Annotated in this window: 17 protein-coding genes and 1 tRNA gene; 10 read left to right on the top strand and 8 right to left on the bottom strand. The window is 68.1% G+C overall.

Annotated features, from left to right (window positions below):
- Positions 1-392 precede the first annotated feature (392 nt).
- Positions 393-2564 (bottom strand): malate synthase G, encoded by a 2172-nt coding sequence (locus H9Q09_RS04785; RefSeq protein WP_187390085.1) that lies wholly within the window; start codon positions 2562-2564, stop codon positions 393-395.
- A gap of 188 nt (positions 2565-2752) precedes the next feature.
- Between H9Q09_RS04785 and H9Q09_RS04780 the strand changes: the two genes are divergently transcribed.
- Together H9Q09_RS04780 and H9Q09_RS04775 are read left to right on the top strand one after the other, a co-directional pair.
- Positions 2753-3703, top strand: a complete 951-nt coding sequence (locus tag H9Q09_RS04780) for a TAXI family TRAP transporter solute-binding subunit (protein ID WP_187390084.1) — start codon at positions 2753-2755, stop codon at positions 3701-3703.
- A 306-nt stretch (positions 3704-4009) separates the two neighbouring features.
- Entirely contained in the window at positions 4010-4840 is an 831-nt protein-coding gene (locus H9Q09_RS04775; RefSeq protein WP_187390083.1) for a lytic murein transglycosylase, read from the top strand.
- 82 nt (positions 4841-4922) lie between these two features.
- Here H9Q09_RS04775 and H9Q09_RS04770 read toward each other — a convergent pair whose 3' ends face one another.
- Positions 4923-5654: a glutathione S-transferase gene (locus H9Q09_RS04770; protein ID WP_187390082.1), complete on the bottom strand. Its 732-nt coding sequence runs from the start codon at positions 5652-5654 to the stop codon at positions 4923-4925.
- Positions 5655-5824: 170 nt separating this feature from the next.
- Here H9Q09_RS04770 and H9Q09_RS04765 point away from each other — a divergent pair, with 170 nt between their 5' ends.
- The 5 genes from H9Q09_RS04765 (at position 5825) to H9Q09_RS04745 (ending at position 10294) form a co-directional block, all read left to right on the top strand.
- On the top strand, positions 5825-6043 hold the full coding sequence (locus tag H9Q09_RS04765) for a hypothetical protein (protein ID WP_187390081.1): 219 nt from the start codon (positions 5825-5827) through the stop codon (positions 6041-6043).
- Between the two features lie 753 nt (positions 6044-6796).
- Entirely contained in the window at positions 6797-8059 is a 1263-nt protein-coding gene (locus H9Q09_RS04760; RefSeq protein WP_210315205.1) for a GNAT family N-acetyltransferase/peptidase C39 family protein, read from the top strand.
- Positions 8060-8068: 9 nt separating this feature from the next.
- Positions 8069-9586: a RimK family protein gene (locus tag H9Q09_RS04755; RefSeq protein WP_187390080.1), complete on the top strand. Its 1518-nt coding sequence runs from the start codon at positions 8069-8071 to the stop codon at positions 9584-9586.
- Between the two features lie 118 nt (positions 9587-9704).
- Complete coding sequence (locus tag H9Q09_RS04750; protein WP_187390079.1) at positions 9705-9908, top strand: type II toxin-antitoxin system VapB family antitoxin; 204 nt, start codon at positions 9705-9707, stop codon at positions 9906-9908.
- A complete protein-coding gene (locus H9Q09_RS04745; protein WP_187390078.1) occupies positions 9905-10294 on the top strand; it encodes a PIN domain-containing protein in 390 nt (129 codons plus the stop codon). Before H9Q09_RS04750 ends, H9Q09_RS04745 begins: the two co-directional genes overlap by 4 nt.
- A 15-nt stretch (positions 10295-10309) precedes the next feature.
- Here H9Q09_RS04745 and H9Q09_RS04740 read toward each other — a convergent pair whose 3' ends face one another.
- Genes H9Q09_RS04740 through H9Q09_RS04725 form a run of 4 tightly spaced genes read right to left on the bottom strand, consistent with a single transcriptional unit; the run spans position 10310 to position 13447 of the window.
- Positions 10310-11230, bottom strand: coding sequence for an SDR family oxidoreductase (locus tag H9Q09_RS04740; protein WP_187390077.1), 921 nt, complete (start codon positions 11228-11230; stop codon positions 10310-10312).
- A 4-nt stretch (positions 11231-11234) separates the two neighbouring features.
- Positions 11235-11570, bottom strand: a complete 336-nt coding sequence (locus H9Q09_RS04735; protein ID WP_246715997.1) for a hypothetical protein — start codon at positions 11568-11570, stop codon at positions 11235-11237.
- Complete coding sequence (queG, locus tag H9Q09_RS04730) at positions 11551-12696, bottom strand: tRNA epoxyqueuosine(34) reductase QueG (RefSeq protein WP_187390076.1); 1146 nt, start codon at positions 12694-12696, stop codon at positions 11551-11553. Before queG ends, H9Q09_RS04735 begins: the two co-directional genes overlap by 20 nt.
- A gap of 58 nt (positions 12697-12754) precedes the next feature.
- Positions 12755-13447: a glutathione S-transferase family protein gene (locus H9Q09_RS04725; protein WP_009211238.1), complete on the bottom strand. Its 693-nt coding sequence runs from the start codon at positions 13445-13447 to the stop codon at positions 12755-12757.
- Between the two features lie 313 nt (positions 13448-13760).
- Between H9Q09_RS04725 and H9Q09_RS04720 the strand changes: the two genes are divergently transcribed.
- Positions 13761-14654, top strand: a complete 894-nt coding sequence (locus H9Q09_RS04720) for an undecaprenyl-diphosphate phosphatase (protein ID WP_187390075.1) — start codon at positions 13761-13763, stop codon at positions 14652-14654.
- Between the two features lie 21 nt (positions 14655-14675).
- Here H9Q09_RS04720 and H9Q09_RS04715 read toward each other — a convergent pair whose 3' ends face one another.
- A complete protein-coding gene (locus H9Q09_RS04715) occupies positions 14676-15425 on the bottom strand; it encodes a sulfite exporter TauE/SafE family protein (protein WP_246715996.1) in 750 nt (249 codons plus the stop codon).
- 56 nt (positions 15426-15481) lie between these two features.
- On the bottom strand, positions 15482-16486 hold the full coding sequence (locus tag H9Q09_RS04710) for a complex I NDUFA9 subunit family protein (protein WP_187390073.1): 1005 nt from the start codon (positions 16484-16486) through the stop codon (positions 15482-15484).
- 526 nt (positions 16487-17012) lie between these two features.
- Between H9Q09_RS04710 and H9Q09_RS04705 the strand changes: the two genes are divergently transcribed.
- Positions 17013-17097: transfer RNA gene (locus H9Q09_RS04705), tRNA-Leu, on the top strand.
- A 425-nt stretch (positions 17098-17522) separates the two neighbouring features.
- The gene (locus H9Q09_RS04700) at positions 17523-17708 is read left to right on the top strand and encodes a hypothetical protein (RefSeq protein WP_187390072.1); all 186 of its coding nucleotides are present in this window, start codon (positions 17523-17525) and stop codon (positions 17706-17708) included.
- Positions 17709-17745: the final 37 nt, after the last annotated feature.

Raw genomic sequence — 17745 nt, 5'->3', positions numbered from 1 at the left:
AAGTCGCAAAGCCCGCCGAGAACATTGCAGCGGCCAAGCCGGATATTGCGAAGCCCGAACAGGTGGCGGCCTCGGCATCCGCAGGGAACACGGCGCCGGACGCAAAGGCGACGACGCCGGTGGCGGGCAAGCCGGAGACCGGCGGCAACCGCCAGACCCGGCGCGCCGCCGCCACGCGCCGCCGCCGCTGACGCGGCTATCGACCGAATGGCATGACGGACGGCGCCAAGGCGTCGTCCGCGGGGTCTTGTCAGCTCATCGTAAGCGCATCCGCCTCACCGGCGGGGCGATGCATGCGCCGGTTTCCGCGCCGGGAACGTCCCGAACCGCTACTCTCCGAAGCATATCGGCCGCGCGGGAAACCAGCGCGGCCGATATTGATGCTCGGCTGATCAGCCGGCCTGCTGGGCCTTCTTCTCCAGCCGCCGGCGATGAAGCACCGGCTCGGTGTAGCCGGACGGCTGCTCGCGGCCCTCGAAAACCAGTTCGCAGGCGGCCTTGAAGGCGATCGACGTGTCGAAATGACCGGCCATCGGCTCGTAGGCCGGATCGCCGGCGTTCTGCGCGTCGACCTTCGCCGCCATTTCCTGCATGGCGTCCATGACCTCGTCCTTCGAGACGACGCCGTGATGCAGCCAGTTGGCAATATGCTGGGACGAGATGCGGCAGGTCGCGCGATCCTCCATCAGGCCGACATCGTTGATATCGGGAACGGTGGAGCAGCCGACGCCCTGGTCGACCCATCGCACGACATAGCCGAGGATGCCCTGGGCGTTGTTGCGCAGCTCGGCCTTCACCTGCTCTTCCGGCCAGTTGGCGCGGTTGGCCAGCGGAATGGTCAGGATGTCGGAAAGCACCGCGCGGCGGCCCTTCTGCGCAATCTCCTCCTGCCGCGCGAGCACGTCGACCGTGTGATAATGGGTCGCGTGCAGCGTCGCGGCGGTCGGGCTCGGCACCCAGGCGCAATTGGCGCCGGCCTGCGGATGGCCGATCTTGGCGGCGAGCATGTCGTTCATCTTGGCCGGCATGGCCCACATGCCCTTGCCGATCTGCGCCTTGCCGCGCAGGCCGCAGGCCAGACCCACATCGACGTTCCAGTCTTCATAGGCCTGGATCCAGGTGCGGTCCTTCATGACCGTCTTGCGCACGACCGGGCCGGCTTCGATCGAGGTGTGGATCTCGTCGCCGGTGCGATCGAGGAAGCCGGTGTTGATGAAGAAGACGCGGTGCTTGGCGGCGCGGATGCACTCCTTGAGGTTCACCGTCGTGCGGCGCTCCTCGTCCATGATGCCCATCTTCAGCGTGTAGCGCGCAAGACCCAGCGCATCCTCGACCTGGCCGAAGATCTCGTTGGAGAAGGCGACCTCGTCGGGGCCGTGCATCTTCGGCTTGACGATGTAGACCGAGCCGGCGCGCGAATTGCGCAGGCCGCCGGTCTTCTTCAGGTCGTGCAGCGCGATCATCGACGTGATCATCGCGTCCATCAGGCCTTCCGGCGCCTCCGAGCCGTCCTTGAGGCGGATCGCCGGGTTGGTCATCAGGTGGCCGACATTGCGGATCAGCAGCATCGAGCGGCCCGGCAGCGTCAGGGTCGAACCGTCGGGGCCGGTATAGTCGCGATCCGGGTTCAGCTTGCGGATGACGGTCTCGCCGCCCTTCTCGAAGCTGTCTTCCAGGTCGCCCTTCATCAGGCCGAGCCAGTTGCGATAGACCGCCGTCTTGTCCTCGGCGTCGACCGCAGCGATGGAATCCTCGCAGTCGCAGATCGTCGACATGGCCGATTCCATCAGCATGTCGGCGACATGGGCGGTGTCGTTCTTGCCGATCCGGTGCTCGGCGTCGATCGTCACCTCGACATGCAGGCCGTTATGCTTGAGCAGCACGGCGGTCGGGGCCGCGGCGTCGCCGCGATAGCCGGCAAAGGCGGCGGGGGTCTTCAGCCGCGCCGTCTTGCCCGCGCCGAATTCGGCGACCAGCGCACCGCTGTCCACGGTGTAGCGGGTGACGTCGATATGGGAGATGCCTTCCAGCGGCGCGACGCCGTCGAGGAAGCTTTTGGCCCAGGTGACGACACGCGCGCCGCGGGCGCGGTCATAGCCCTTGCCCTCGGGCATGTCGCCCATGGCGTCGGTGCCGTAGAGCGCGTCGTAGAGCGAGGTCCAGCGGGCATTGGCGGCGTTCAGCGTGTAGCGCGCATTCATCAGCGGCACGACGAGCTGCGGACCCGGCACCAGCGCGATCTCCGGATCGACATTGGCGGTCTCGATGGCAAAGTCCGGCCCTTCCGGCACGATGTAGCCAAGCTGGTCGAGGAAGGCGCGGTATTCGTCCATGTCCTGCGGCTTGCCACGACGGGCCACGTGCCACTCGTCGATGGCGCGCTGCATGTCCGCGCGGATCTGCAGCAATTCGCGGTTCTTCGGCGCCAGGCCGTTCAAGAGGTCCGAGAAGTTCTTCCAGAAGGCGTCCGGCTCGAGGCCCGTGCCCGGCAGGGCTTCACTGTCGATGAAGGTCTTCAGGGTCGTCGCGACGCTCAAACCGTGGACGTCTGTCATTTCAGGCATGCGCTTCCTCCAGAGATGCTTTGCGATCGACATCGGACATGGCATCGGCGAAGTCAATCGAGGCACGGCACCGCGCCCGGGCAAGTTGCCACCGACGATGGTCGGGGTACCCGACCCTTGAGCTTTCCCGTGCGGCTGGTACTTATTGGCCGAACGGGCCCGTCGGCCCGCCACTGGGAGGACACTTCATGAAGCTTTTCCACCGCATCGCCGCCTCGGCCGTGGTCGCGGGCCTGGCCTTCGCGCCGGCCACCGCCTCGGCCCAGCAGTTCATCAACGTCCTGACGGGCGGCACCTCGGGCGTCTATTATCCGCTGGGCGTGGCGCTGGCCAAGGTCTATGCCGACAACATCGAGGGCGTGAAGACGCAGGTCCAGTCGACCAAGGCCTCGGTGGAGAACGTCAACCTCGTCACCCAGGGTCGCGGCGAGATCGCCTTCGCCCTCGGCGACACGGTGAAGGCCGCCGCCGAAGGCAATGCCGACGCCGGCTTCCAGCAGCCGGTCGAGAACCTGCGCGCCATCGCCGCGATCTACCCGAACTACGTGCAGATCGTCGCCTCGCAGGAATCCGGCATCACCGATCTGGCCGGCCTGAAGGGCAAGGCCCTGTCCGTCGGCGCACCGGCCTCGGGCACCGAGCTGAACGCCCGGGCGATCTTCGGCGCCGCCGAGATGAGCTATGACGATCTCGGCAAGACCGAATATCTGCCCTTCGCCGAATCCGTCGAGTTGATCAAGAACCGCCAGCTCGACGCGACGCTCCAGTCCGCCGGCCTCGGCGTCGCCTCGATCCGCGATCTGGCTTCCTCGCTGCCGATCACCGTCGTGGCGGTCCCCGCCGAGATCGCCGAGAAGCTCGGTGCGCCGTTCGCGGCGGCCGAGATCCCGGCCGGCACCTATGACGGCCAGGACGACGCCGTTCCGACCCTGGCGATCACCAACATTCTCGTGACCTCCGCGGAAGTCGACGAGGAACTCGCCTACCAGATGACCAAGCAGCTCTTCGAGAACCTGCCGGAGCTCATCGCCGCCCACAACGCGGCCGAGGGCATCGACCCGAAGACCGCCGGCAAGAACCTGCCGGTGCCGCTGCATCCGGGCGCCGAGCGCTACTACAAGGAAGCCGGCCTGCTCTAGTCGGACGACGTGCGGCGCCTTCGGGCGCCGCAAAGCTGTGACGGCCGTGTCGCCCCCGGGGGCGGCGCGGCCGTTCGCGTCTGAGGGCAGGGCTGCGGCCCGAAGAGCGCCCGCGCGGCACTTCCCGTGCCCCGTGTCGCAGTGCTGCACTACGCAGACACCGCGCAATCGGTTAGGAAAGTGGGTGATAGGATGCACCCGGACGGTGTCCGCCGGTGATGGCCATGCGCCCCGGCGCCGCCGTTCACCCCATTCGACGCAACGCGGCCCGCGCGGCCCCACGACCTGAAACGAGGAAGCAGACCCATGAAGGTACGCCTGACGTCCCTGCGGACGCTCGCCGCATCGCTCGCCCTGACCATCGGCCTCGGCGCCGCCGCTCCGGCCCTTGCCGCCCAGTGCGGCAACAGCGCCGGCGGCTTCAACCAGTGGAAGCAGGAATTCGCCCAGGAAGCCGTGCGCGCCGGCATCTCCCAGGGCACCGTGCAGTCGGCCCTGATGCCGACCAGCTATTCCAACCAGGTCATCAAGCTGGACCGCAACCAGCATTCCATGAACATCTCGCTCGAGGCGTTCATGCAGCGCCGTGCGCCGGCCTCCTTCGTCAAGAAGGGCAAGCGGATCATCCAGCAGAATGCCGGCCTGCTCAACTCGATCGAGAAGAGCTACGGCGTCCAGAAGGAGATCATCGTCGCGATCTGGGGCATGGAAACCGGCTTCGGCGCCAATTCCGGCTCGATGAACATCTTCAGCTCGCTGGCGACGCTGGCCTATGACTGCCGCCGCTCGGCCTTCTTCACCGAAGAGCTGCTGGCGGCCCTGGCGATCGTCGATCGCGGCGACATGAAGCCGAGCCAGATGAAGGGTGCCTGGGCCGGCGAGATCGGCCAGACCCAGTTCCTCGCCAAGAACTACCTGCGCTTCGCCGTCGACGGCGACGGCAATGGCCGCCGCGACCTGATCAACTCCAAGGCCGACGTGCTCGCTTCCACGGCGAACTTCCTGCGCCAGCACGGCTGGCGTCCGGGCGCCGGCTACCAGCAGGGCGAGCCGAACTTCGCCATCCTGCGCGACTGGAACCGGGCCGGCGTCTACCAGAAGGCCCTGGCGCTCTTCGCCTCCAAGCTCGCCAACTGATCGGCCAGCCGGCCAGACCAGGGTCCGGCCCCTTGCTGCGTTTCGCGCCCCGGCCTCTCGCCGGGGCGTTTTCGCTTGGGGGTCAGTCCGCGTCGAGTTCGGGGTAGTTTCGGAAGATGCCGTCCTCGTTGAAGGCCATGCGGCGGTCGCTGGCGAGATACGCCGCGACGCGCGGCGCGGCAGCCACCCGCTCGACCAGCGCCGTGATGCCCGGATAGTCGGGGGCGAGCGTCTTCATGCGCCCTGGGAAGGCGTAGCGCAGGCCCGCCACCGTCTGGAACAGGCCGAGATCGGCATAGCTGATGGCTTCCCCGACGAGGACGCCGGAGCCTGCCGGGTTGCCGGCCAGGATCCGCTCGTACCAGCCGAGGAACTTCGGCAGCCGCTCCTCGCGGAAGCCGACGGCGCGTTCGCGCGCCGCATCGGTCTGGTCCTCGTAATAGAGGCCGACGCCGAGGGGATGATGGACGTCGTGGGCCTCGGCGACGAGATCGGCCGTGGTGAGCGCGATCGAGCGGGCGAACAGCCGCTCCGCCTCGCCCTTCGGCGCCAGCCCGTGCCGCTCGCCGACAAGGATGCAGATCTCCGCCGCCTGCGAGACGACGAGATCGCCGTCGACCAGAAAGGGCGGCGCGAATGGCGGCAGGTGGCCTTTCTGACCTGCGATGAAGGCCTGCATGGCGGCGATGCCGCCGCCCTCGGATTCGGGCAGGCGGGCGACGTCGCGATAGGCGACACCGGCAGCTTCCAGGACCAGCCGCGGATATTCCCCGCGGCCCGGGATCATCGGCCAGTAATAGAAATCATAGGCCATTGTCGCTCCTGCAAAAGACATCGCGGCGATCGCACGCCCGTCCATCGGCCGTGACTATAGGGGTCTCGGGCCGCGTCTGAACCCCTGTCCCGCAATCGCCCCGCAGGCCCTCGTCGGGGAGCCCGTCGTCGCGTATCATCGCCGGCGTCTGACATTCGAGGAGGAAGCGTATGAAATGCCCGATCTGCGAGGGCGACGCGACATTGCTCGAGCCGGAAAAGCCGGACCAGAGAGCAATCCACTGCGAGCACTGCGGCGAATACCGGGTCTCGACGGAAGCGGAGGCGAAGCTGCACACGCTGACGCCCCACCAGCGGCTGCAGGCCCTGCGGTACGTCGAGACGATCACGCCGACCGGGCGCCGGCCTTTCGTTGCCGGTTTGGGCTGACGACGGCGGGCCGATGAAGGCGGCCGACCCTCGATGGGCAGGGCGCGAGCCTTGGCCGGAACTGACGGAGCGGCAACCGATTTTGCTGTCATGGACTTGACGCACAGCCCTGAAAGCGTAGGCTGATAACTGCGTCAATGACGCTGCGGGAGGTGTCGAATGGAACCACCTATGCATGTCGCCGCACGGACTGCCGAGGTTGTTGTACGGGCCTCCGCATAGCGGCGTTTTCACTGACAGGCCTTGGGAGCGGCTGACGGGCTGTTGCACTCGTCGAAGGCCCGAACCATAGCTGCTCCCAAGTCTCCATCACGCCCGTCCGCATGAGTGCGGGCGTCTGAGCCGAAACCGATTCCGAGCGCCGGATCGCGTGTTCTGCGATGCGGGTGCCTGCGTGTAAGCCTCCGGGGCGTGGTCTCCGGGGGTGCTGCGCCGTTCGCTCGCCTGGCGTCTCGTTGCCGCGCGCCTAGGGCCGCTGGCCGCCTTGGCGCGAAGGCTACGGGCCGGACTTGCGCGACGGCACGAACCGGTTGGCCGAGATGCCTCGGCGAAGCCGCAATCCAGTGCCCTCGAACGCCTGTATGGCAGGCATGGTCGCGCCGATGGCGACGCCGTGCGGCGCCCATCACCAGCGCGTCACCGCCACCGATTCCCGTCGCATTCCCTCTGGCAGAGGCCTATAAGCGATAGCCTATGAAGGGACACGCGGCGGCATCGTGTCGTTTGCGTCACCTCCCTGCCGATGACACCCCGATGCTGCACCAGCCGTCGCCCAGCTCCGTCTCCCCGCGGGAAGACGGGCACCCCCGATCCCCCCATCGCCAATCCGAAGCCGCCGCACACACCGGATATGTCATCCGTCCCGCGCGGCCGGGCGATCTCGAGCCCCTCGTGGCGATCGAGACCGCGGTCTTCGAGGCCGACCGGATCTCCCGGCGCTCCTTCCGCAACCTCATCGTTTCGCCCAGTGCCGTCGTTCTCGTCGTCGAGGCGAGCGGCGTGGGCGACGGGGCCGTCGACACGACGGCTGGCGCGCCGCGCCCCGCTGGCGATGCGCCGCGGTCCGGCCCGATCCTTGCCTATGCCGCGCTTCTCGTGCGGCGCGGCACCGGTCTCGCCCGCCTCTATTCCATCGCGGTCTCTCCGAAGGCGGCGGGACGCGGCATCGGCCGAGCCCTCCTGAAAGCGGCGGAAGCCGCGGCCTTCGCGCGCGACCGCATCGCCCTGCGGCTGGAAGTGCGCGCCGACAACGACGCGGCCATCGCCCTCTATCGCGGCGAGGGTTTCCGCCCCATCGGCACCTATCTCGACTATTACGCCGACCACGAGACGGCGCTGCGCTTCGAGAAGACCCTGCGCGGCGACCACCCGATCGACACCGGCGTGCCCTATTACGAGCAGACCACCGATTTCACCTGCGGTGCCTGCTGCCTGATGATGGCGATGGGCCGCGACATTCCGGGCTTCGTGCTGGAGCCGGTGACCGAGATCCGGCTGTGGCGCGAGGCGACCACCATCTTCATGATGTCGGGGCCGGGCGGCTGCGAGCCCTATGGTCTGGCGGTCGCCGCCCACGAGGCGGGCCTCGCCGCCGAGATCCACGTCTCCGAGCCGGGCGATCTGTTCCTCGAGGGCGTCCGCAGTCCCGAGAAGCAGGTGGTGATGGGGCTCGCCCAGGAGGATTTTCGCCGCCGGGCCGAACGCTACGCCATCGACGTGACCATCGGGCGTTTCACCCTCGACGATCTGCGCGCCGCGATCGCCGCCGGCAAGACCGCCGTCGTGCTGATCTCGGGCTATCACATGTTCGGCAAGAAGGTGCCGCACTGGGTGCTCGCCCATGGCGACGACGGCCGCCATATCGTCATCCACGACCCCTGGGTCGCCGACGAGCGCGGCGAGACGGTCGCCGACGCAGCCAATCTTCCGATCCCCTATGAGACCTTCGACCGGATCGCGCGTTTCGGCAAGGTCGGCCTCCGGGCCGCGGTGTTCCTGTCCAGGCGCGAGGCTTAGCCGTCTTTCATGTCCCAATGGGTGGTTCTCGTCGGACGCCTGTCCGATCTCGACAACGGCGCGACGCCGCACAAGGTCATGACGGTGCGCGACTATCTCGCGCGGCCGGGCCTGTTCCGCGGCCAGCGCCCCAAGATTATCAATCTGTCGCGCTCCTACGCCTATCAGAGCCGCGCCTATTACGGCTCGCTGCTCGCCGAGGCGCGGGGCCATCGCATCATCCCCTCGGTCGAGACGATGATCGATTTGTCGGAGAAGAAGCTCTACGAGAACGCCCTGCCGGAACTGGACGCGGCCCTCGCCAGGGCGCTGGAAAAGGGCGAGCGACCGACATCGCCGATCCGCATCTATTTCGGCTACACCGACGATCCGCGCCTTGAACGCTTCGCCAAGCTGGTTTTCGACTGGTTCCGCGCCCCGGCCCTGGAGGTGCATCTGGACGGTGCCGAACCCGCGGAGCGACCGGCGTCTGCCGCGTCCGGGAGGCGGACCGGCATCCAGGCGCCGCAGGACGGGCGGGCGAAAATCCGCCGTATCGGTTTTGCCGCGCCTGCCAAGCTGGATGCGGTCGAGACCGGCCGGTTGCTGGCCGCCATGGAGCGCTACACCGCGCGCGAATGGCGAGCCGCCAAGGCGAAGACGCCTGCGAAATATGCCTTCGCGACGCTCTACGATCCCAACGAGGCCTTGCCGCCATCCTCGGTCGACACCCTCAAGCACTGGGCCCGCACGGCCGCCCGGCTCGGCGTCGACGTCGAGCCGATCACCCGCCGCGACCTGCCGCGCCTGGCCAATTTCGACGCGCTGTTCATCCGCGAGACGACCTCGATCTCCAACCACACCTATCGCTTCGCAAGGCGCGCCATGCAGGAGGGCATGCCGGTCATCGACGATCCGATCTCGATGATCCGCTGCACCAACAAGGTCTATTGCAACGAGCTGATGGCGGCGAACGGGGTGGCGACGCCGCCCTCGGTGATGATCGGCGGCAAGGAGGATTTCCAGAAGGCGGCCGACGAACTCGGCTTCCCCATGGTGCTGAAGATCCCCGACGGCTCCTTCTCGCGCGGCGTCAAGAAGGTCGACGACATGGCCGGGCTGGTCAGGCTGGCGACCGCATGGCTGGAGGATTCCGACCTCCTGATCGCCCAGAAGTTCATGCCGACGAAATTCGACTGGCGTATCGGCGTCCTCGGCGGCGAGCCGCTCTTCGCCGTGCAGTACCTGATGGCCGGCGAGCATTGGCAGATCATCAACCACGAGACCGGCGGCCGGCCGATGGAGGGCGGCTTCCGGCCCTTCGCGCTGGGCGAGGCGCCGCCGCATGTGCTGGACGCGGGCCTGCGCGGCGCCCGCTGCATCGGCGATGGGCTCTATGGCGTCGATCTGAAGGAGACCGACGACGGCGTCTTCCTGATCGAGGTCAACGACAATCCGAACCTCGAACACGGCGTCGAGGATTACGCCGAGAAGGACGAGGTCTGGACCCGGCTCACCCGCTGGTTCATCGACCGCATCGAACGCTAGGACCTTCTGCTGCTGTGCTTCGCCCGTTCCTGGACCGCCCGGCCGAAAGGCGCGCGGCTTGAAGCGGTGCGGGGCGATGTGTAGACCGCTGGGCCTGTCTGCACATCGGAGCGGGTCAATGCGCACCAATATCGAGATCGACGACCGGTTGATGGCCGAGGCGATGGCTGCCGCGGGCCTGTCGACCAAGAAGGCGACGGTCGAGGAGGCCCTGCGCCGGCTGATCGCCCAGGAACGCCGCCGCCGCGCTCTCGCCGACATGCACGGCATGGGCTGGCCGGGGACGGGCGGACCTGGCCAGACGGACGCGGCCGGCGGATGATCCTCGTCGACGCCTCGGTCTGGATCGCCAATCTGAGGGGCGAGGACACGCGCGAGATCCGCCTGCTGCGGGAGAGCCCCGATTTGTCGGAGATCGGCATCGCCGACCTGACCCTTTTTCGGCTGCTGGCAGGGGCGGCGGATGATCGCGCCGCCGACCGCATCGGCCGCTATCTGCGCCAGTTCCCGATCCTGCCCGTCACGGGAGAGCGGTCGGTCGGGCGGGCTGCCGGTCTCGCCCGCATTCTGCGGGACAGAAGCGTCGTGCTGCAGCGGCCCGAAGCGGCGCTGATCGCCGCCCATGCCATCGACCGGGGACATCGCGTCCTGCACGCCGACCCGGACATGACGGCGCTGGCGGCTCATTGCGGGCTGCTGACCGCCTGACGCGGAAGGCCGCCCTTAGCCGCCGGCGCCGATCAGCGCCGCATCGGCCCGCACGCTCTCCAGTCCCTCGCGATAGGTCCGATGGCGGAACTGATAGCCCGCCGCCTTGATCCGGGCGTTGGAGACCCGCTTGTTCTCGCCATAGAAGCTGCGCGCCATCGGCGAGAGTTCGGCGGCGTCGAAGGGAATTTCCGGCGGCGGTGCGACGCCTGCCATCGCCGCGGCGTGGGCGACCACCTCCTGCGGCGGGGCCGGCTCGTCGTCGGTGACGTTGTAGATGCCGCCGAGCCGCTGTTCCGCCAGGAGGCCGAGTGCCCCGGCAATGTCGTCGACATGGATCCGGTTGAACACCTGGCCGGGCTTCACCAGCCGCTTGGCCGTCCCCTTCGCCAGATTGACGAAGCCGTTGCGACCGGGGCCGTAAATGCCGGACAGGCGCAGGATCGCGAGCGGCACCCGCCGCGTCGCCGCCGCCTCCTGCCAGGCGACTTCAGCGGCGATGCGGGCCTTCGATCGCTCCGAGACCGGCCGCGTCTCGCTGTCCTCGTCCACCCAGCCGCCATCATGGTCGCCATAGACCCCGACGGTCGAGAGATAGCCGATCCATTCGAGGTTCGGGCAGCCATGGGCGATCGCGTCGCCATACCAGCGCAGCACCGGGTCGCCCGGCCGCGCATTGGCGCCGCCGACACTGGCGCCCTTCGGTGCCGCATGGCCCGGCGGCACCGAGACGAGCAGATGCGTGGCGCGGTAGAGCGCCGGCGAGATGCCGTCGGTCGGGTGCTCGCCGTCGAAGACGAAGGGCTTCAGATGATGCGCCGCCAGCCGGCTCGCCTTATCCGCCGTGCGCACCGTCACGCCGGTGACGTCGTGCGGATCGAGCGTGTCGACGAAGTGCCCGGCCGAATAGCCGTGGCCGAAGACGAAGAAATGCATGGGGTCAGTCGCTCCAGGGTTCGGCGGAATCGTGCGGCCGGGCCATCTCGCCGAGTTCCAGCCGGCCGATCCGCAGCCTGCCGATGTCGGCCGTTCCGATACGGGCGCTCCCGACGGACAATCGCCCGATGGCAAAGGCGCCCACCGCCACCGATCCGATCGCCAGCGCGCCGATGGCCAATGCGCCGATTGCGCCGGCACCGAGCGCCCCGGAATCCGTGGCCGCGGCCGGCGTCACCGGCATTCCGTGACGCAGCTGGGCGACGGCCCGTCGCACCTTGGCTTCGACCGCCGCATGGCGGGCATCGGATCGGGATACCTTACGGTCCTTGAAGAGCATGCCATTCGCTCCTGACGACGGGGTCGTCTTCCCTATCAAGCGCGGCGGGCCGGCGCTGCAAGGCATCTTCGGGGGACAGCCGGGCCAGCGCCCAGACCGCCATGGCCCGCACGAGGGGCGCCGCGTCCTCAAGGTGGCCCCTCACGGCGCCGAGCAGCGCCGCATCGCCGGAATTGCCGGCGGCGATCAGGCAGTTGGAGACGAACTTGTCGCGCCCGATCCGCTTGATCGGCGAACCGGAGAACAGGGCGCGGAAGGCCGCATCGTCCAAGGCGAGGAGATCGGCGAGTTTCGGCGCGTTGAGATCCTCGCGGGCGATCAGCTTTGCCTCGCTGGCTGTGCCGGCAAACTTGTTCCAGGGGCAGACGGCGAGACAATCGTCGCAGCCATAGATGCGGTTGCCCATCGCCGCCCGGAACTCTTGCGGCACCGGCTTGCGGGTCTCGATCGTCAGGTAGGAGATGCAGCGCCGGGCATCGAGCTTGTAGGGTTCGGGAAAGGCATCGGTCGGGCAGACGTCCTGGCAAGCCCGGCAGGAACCGCAGAGATCGCGACCCGGCGCATCGGGCGCCATCTCCAGCGTGGTGAAGATCGAGCCGAGGAACAGCCAGGAGCCGTGCTCGCGCGAGACGAGGTTGGTGTGCTTGCCCTGCCAGCCGAGGCCGGCCATCTCGCCCAGCGGCTTTTCCATCACCGGCGCGGTGTCGACGAAGACCTTGGCGTCGTGGTCGCCGAGCCCGGACTGGCGGGCTTTCGCAACCATGCGGCCGGCCAGTTCCTTCAGTCGGCCCTTGATGACGTCGTGATAGTCGCGATGGCGGGCATAGACCGAGATCGCGCCGCGATCCGGGCGTTCCAGGATCGCCAGCGGATCGTCCTGTGGGCCGTAATTCATGCCGAGAACGACGATCGAGCGCACCTCGGGCCACAGCGCCCGGGCGGAACGGCGACGCTCCGCCGTCTCTGGCATCCAGCCCATCGTGCCGTAGCGGCCCTTGGCTATGAATTCGTCGAGGCGGGGTCCGGCCGCGACATCACCGGTTCCCGGCGCGATGCCGACCGCCGAAAAGCCAAGCCGGCCGGCGTCCTTGCGGATGAAGTCGGTCAGTGTCTCGCGCGCGGTCATGGGGCGGATATAGGCGGTTCGTCGGTCCGGCGCACGCCCCCGGGGGCCGCGTTGTGGCTCAGAAGTCGAGCTGGACGTAGTGATGTACCGGCGGCAGGCCGCGCACGCGCTCGGTCAGGAGCGGGCGGAAGGACGGGCGCGACTTGATCCGCATGTACCAGTCCTTGGCCGCCGGCTCCTTCTCCCACGGGATCTCGCCGAGATAGTCGAGGATCGAGAGTTCGGCCGCGGCCGCCAGATCGGCATAGGACAGTCGCGGGCCGGCCAGCCAGTCGCGGCTTTCGGCCAGCCAGCCGAGATAGCGCAGATGATGCTTCAGATTGGCCCGTGCCGCCCGGATCGCCGAGGCGTCCGGTGGTCCGCCACCGGCATCGGCGCTCATTTCCAGCTTGAACACCCGCTCGCGGACGAGATAGCGCGTGACCTCGCTGTCGAGCTTGCCCAGGAACCACTCGGTCAGCCGCCGCACCTCGGCCCGCTCCAGCGGCTTTTCCGGCAGGAGCCGCTTGTCGCGCTGGAAGACACCGCGGGTCTCGTCGAGATATTCGCCCGCCACCGTCGCGCCGACAATCGCCGGGCCGTCATCCTCGAGCATCACCGGCAGGGTCGCGGCCGGATTCAGCGCCAGGAAGTCGCGGCGCTTCTCCCACGGACGCTCCTCCAGATATTCGGCGCGCTCGCCATATTCCCCGAGGACGAGCCGCACGAAACGCGAGGCGGCGGACATCGGATGATGGTGTAGCTTCAGCATGCGGTTGGATCGGGTGCTCTTCGGATGGATCACCCGCGCGCGGGCTGCCCCTGTTTGAAATGATCGACGGCGCGCCCGAAAGGACGTCCCTGCGCGTCATGATGGCAGACACTCGTCAATGGACCGTCAACGGGTCTGCCTTTGCTTTGAGCGACATAGCCGGAATCGCACCGGCGGCAAGCGGCGCGGGCTGCGCCGCGAACGGGCGCACTCGCCACACTGGCCGAGGATTCCGGCTATCGGATGGCCGTCCCCGTTTCCCTTCGCCGGCAGATCGGGTAGACGCCGCGCTGGAACGGGGCAGGGGATTGTCATGGATTTCGCAGCAGTCGGCGACGCCGTCATTCTGGGCATCACCGAGGGACTGACGGAGTTCCTTCCGGTCTCCTCCACCGGGCATATCCTGCTGCTGGGCCATTTTCTCGGCTTCCAGTCCACCGCCCGCAGCTTCGAGGTGCTGATCCAGCTCGGCGCGATCCTCGCCATCCTGATCCTGTATTTCGGCCGGCTCTGGCGGATATTCGTCACCCTGCCGACCGACCCCCGCAGCCGCCGCTTCACCGCCGGCATCCTGCTCGCCTTCCTGCCGGCGGCCTTCGTGGGCGTTCTGGCGCACGACTTCATCAAGACCATCCTGTTCGAAACGCCGATGGTGATCTGCGTCGCGCTGATCGTCGGCGGCATCCTGCTTCTCGTCATCGACCGCATGCCGCGGATCGTGCGTTATGACGACGTCATGGATTATCCGCTGTCGCTCTGCCTGAAGATCGGCATCTTCCAGTGCCTCGCCCTGATCCCGGGCACGTCGCGCTCCGGCGCCACCATCGCCGGCTCGCTCCTGATGGGCACCGACAAGCGCTCGGCGGCCGAGTTCTCCTTCTTCCTGGCCATGCCGACCATGCTCGGCGCCTTCACCTACGACCTGATGAAGAACCGCGACCTTCTGTCGGTCGACGATACCGGGCTGATCGTCATCGGCTTCGTCATGGCCTTCGTCTCGGCGCTCTTCGTCGTCCGCTTCCTGCTCGACTTCGTCTCGCGGCACGGCTTTGCCGTCTTCGCCTGGTGGCGCATCGGCGTCGGCCTCGTCGGCATGGTCTTGCTGCTGGCCCTGCCGGCCGAGGATGGCGGCGAGGCCGTGACGCCCGTGCCGGCCTCCGTCTCGCAGCCGCTCGCCACCGACGGTGGGACGCCGCCCGCGCGCTAGCCTAGGCCGTCGAAGTCTGGCTCACAGCAGCCCGGTCAGGCCGCGGCGCAGGAGGTCGAGCGAGATCACGACGAGGATCGCCGTCAGCATGAAGCGGAACAGCCGCTCGTCGATGCGCTTCAGCAGCGCCGTTCCGGCCAGCGTGCCGGCAAAGCCCGTGACGATCATCGCCGCGATCAGCGGCGCATAGGCGGCGAGCCCGACGCCGAGGGCGAAGAAGGCGAGGCTCTTGAACAGATGCTGCAGGAAGGTCGTCGCCGCCAGCGTCGCAACCAGTTCCATGCGGTCGTCGAAGGCCTTGGCGAAGAACGCCGCGTTGATCGGCGCCGTGGCCCCGACGAACATCGACAGAAACGTCGTGACGAGACCGGCGAAGGCAAAGCCCGGCGGCCCGATCCGGCCGATCGCCGGCAGCTTCGCCAAGGCAAGGATCAGGATGAAGGCGCCGAGCGTCGTCTGCAGCACCGCTTCCGGCAGGGTGACGACGAAGCGCGCGCCGATCAGCGCGCCCAGCGCCGCGCCGGCCAGAAACGGCAGCAGCGCGCGCCAGGACACGGCCCGCCGCTGCACCAGGACGCGCCCGAGATTGGAGGCGAGCTGCACCAGGCCATGGACGGGAATCAGCACCGCCACCGGCAGCACCGTGCTCATGATGGCGAGGAGCGACAGGCCGCCGCCGATGCCGAAGGCGGCGGTGGCGGCCGACGTGAAGAAGCTCGCCACGACCAGCAGCAGCGCGGTGCCGGCCGCAAGGCCCGGCGGAAGCAGCATCGCGTCCAAGCCGGTCAGCCGGTCACGGCCATGTCGGCCTCACCGGTCGCCGTGGCTCAGACCGCCTCGTCGTCGGGCATCCGCACGCCGCCGGCCTGGGGCTGCGGGTGGGTGAACTGCCCGTGCTTGCGGAAGCGAACCAGATAGGTCGGCAGGATCGCGTCGACGGTGCGCGGCCGGATGCCGAAGGCCTCCAGCGTGCGGCCGTCGCCGATCGCCTCCTGCGACACGACATTGTCGGTCTGCAGCTGGGTGACCTGGTCGGGCGTCAGCGGCGCGCCGGGCAGGAAACGCATCAGCTTGGCCATCGAGGCGGCGGCGCCGAACGGGATGGTGACGAAGTTGCGCTTGCGCTCGATGATGCGCAGCATCTCCTCCATCATCTGGCGGAAGGTCAGCACTTCGGGCCCGCCGAGCTCGTAGACCCGTCCGCCGGGAACCTTGCCGTCCACCGTGTCGGCGATCGCCTCGGCGACATCGCCCACATAGACCGGCTGGAACCGGGTCTTGCCGCCGCCGATCAGCGGCAGGAACGGCGAGAACCGCGCCATGTCGGCGAAGCGGTTGAAGAACTGGTCCTCGGCGCCGAAGACGATCGACGGGCGCATGATGTAGGCGCCGGGAATGGCGTCGAGCACCGCCTTCTCGCCCTCGGCCTTGGTGCGGGCATATTCGGATTCGGAGGTCTCGTCGGCGCCGATGGCCGAGATCTGCGTCATGCCGGCGCCGATCTTCGCGGTCGCCTCCGCCACCGTGCGGGCGCCGAAGGACTGCAGCGCGTCGAAGCTCTGCTGGCCGCTCGGGGCCAGAATGCCGACGAGGTTGACGACATGGTCGGCCCCTTCGACCGCCCGCTCGACGGACCACGGATAGCGCAGATTGGCCTGGATCGGCATGATCTGGCCCATATTGCCGTTGGGCTGCAGGTGATAGGCCAGATCCGGGCGCCGGCAGGCGACGCGAATGCGATGGCCGCGGCGGGCCAGGGCCTGCACCAGGTAGCGGCCGACAAAGCCCGAACCGCCGAACACCACCACCGTCTTGTTCGTGTCGACACTCATCGTACTCAAGCTCCTGCCTTGCCTGTGGCCCGTCGGCCCGGTTCCCGTCCGGGCGGGGCCGGATGATTCGTGCCGCCCGGCGCGGGCCCCGTTCCGCCGCGTCATAGCCCGTCTGCGGCGTCAGGTGAAGGCGGCGCCGCGCCGCGAGCCGGCTGTTTCACGCCGCGTCCGCCGGACCGGGGGCGCCGGTCCCGCACAATCGCGCAGATGGCGCACCGCACCCGGTCCGCAAGCCCGCGGCACAAACGGTCGCAGGGCCCTGCCGCGGCCACGGGAACGCCCGCCGCCCGGCGCCATTGCCCCGCTCCCGCTGCGCGCCCTGGCTTGCCCCCGACAGCCGACGGACGCGTCCGGCATCCGCGTCCGGTTTGACGTCGCCTGCGGAAAAAAGGCCGCGCCATCCCCTGCGAAAACCGCGCCGTCCACGCCGGTCCGCTGCACTGCGACAGAAAATTCGTGCGCCGGCGCCAATCGTCGCAAAACTGCGTTGACAGCGACCCGGCCTCCCTCTAATGCTCCGCGCCGTGCCCAGGTGGCGGAATTGGTAGACGCGCACGGTTCAGGTCCGTGTGCCGCGAGGCGTGGAGGTTCGAGTCCTCTCCTGGGCACCAATTGACTGTTCGAGATGATCCGCAGCGATCCGGACAGTAGCCACACCCCCCGAACACTTCGCGATATGATGGCTCCGGCATCGGCCGGGCATGGCGTGCGCACCATTTTGCTTCGACGCGCGGATGCCGGGTGGTGCCTGCGCGCTGCCGTCACGGCCGGACAAAGTGCTGGTCTGCGATCCGGGCGCAATCGCCTGATGTTCCTCACGATATCCGCACCTGCTTGCAGCCTGCCGAAAGACTGACGTTAATCCTGCGCGTGCCGCAGGGCCTGTCGTCATGCTGCCTTTCCGGACGCCGGGGAGCGTGCACGGGATCGGGGAAAAGCGTGGCGAATCTTGAGTGTATTGTCTGCGGAGAGTTCCAGGCGAGGAACGCAAAAGCCTCAGGCCGGGCTGTGTGGTTTGGGATGGATGACGACGACAATGGATCGTCGCCTGCGCGGCGCGAGCGTCGAGGCCTCGATGAGCGACACTGCTGCCAACGGCGCGCCGCGCTTCAGGATCGGCGAAGATATCGTCACCGAGACCGTCTGTGCCTCGGTCGACCATCAGCCGGACGCCCATGTGGAAACGTTGATCCTGACCGCCGCCGACGACTCCTGGGCTTAGCGCGTCCAGCCTGTCTTCCGCTGGGGAAGAAACGCGG

Source organism: Aurantimonas sp. DM33-3 (genome assembly GCF_014334315.1).
Taxonomy (GTDB): domain Bacteria; phylum Pseudomonadota; class Alphaproteobacteria; order Rhizobiales; family Rhizobiaceae; genus Aurantimonas; species Aurantimonas coralicida.
The sequence above is the reverse complement of the archived record's forward strand: the minus strand, read 5'-3'. Positions and strand labels throughout refer to the sequence as shown.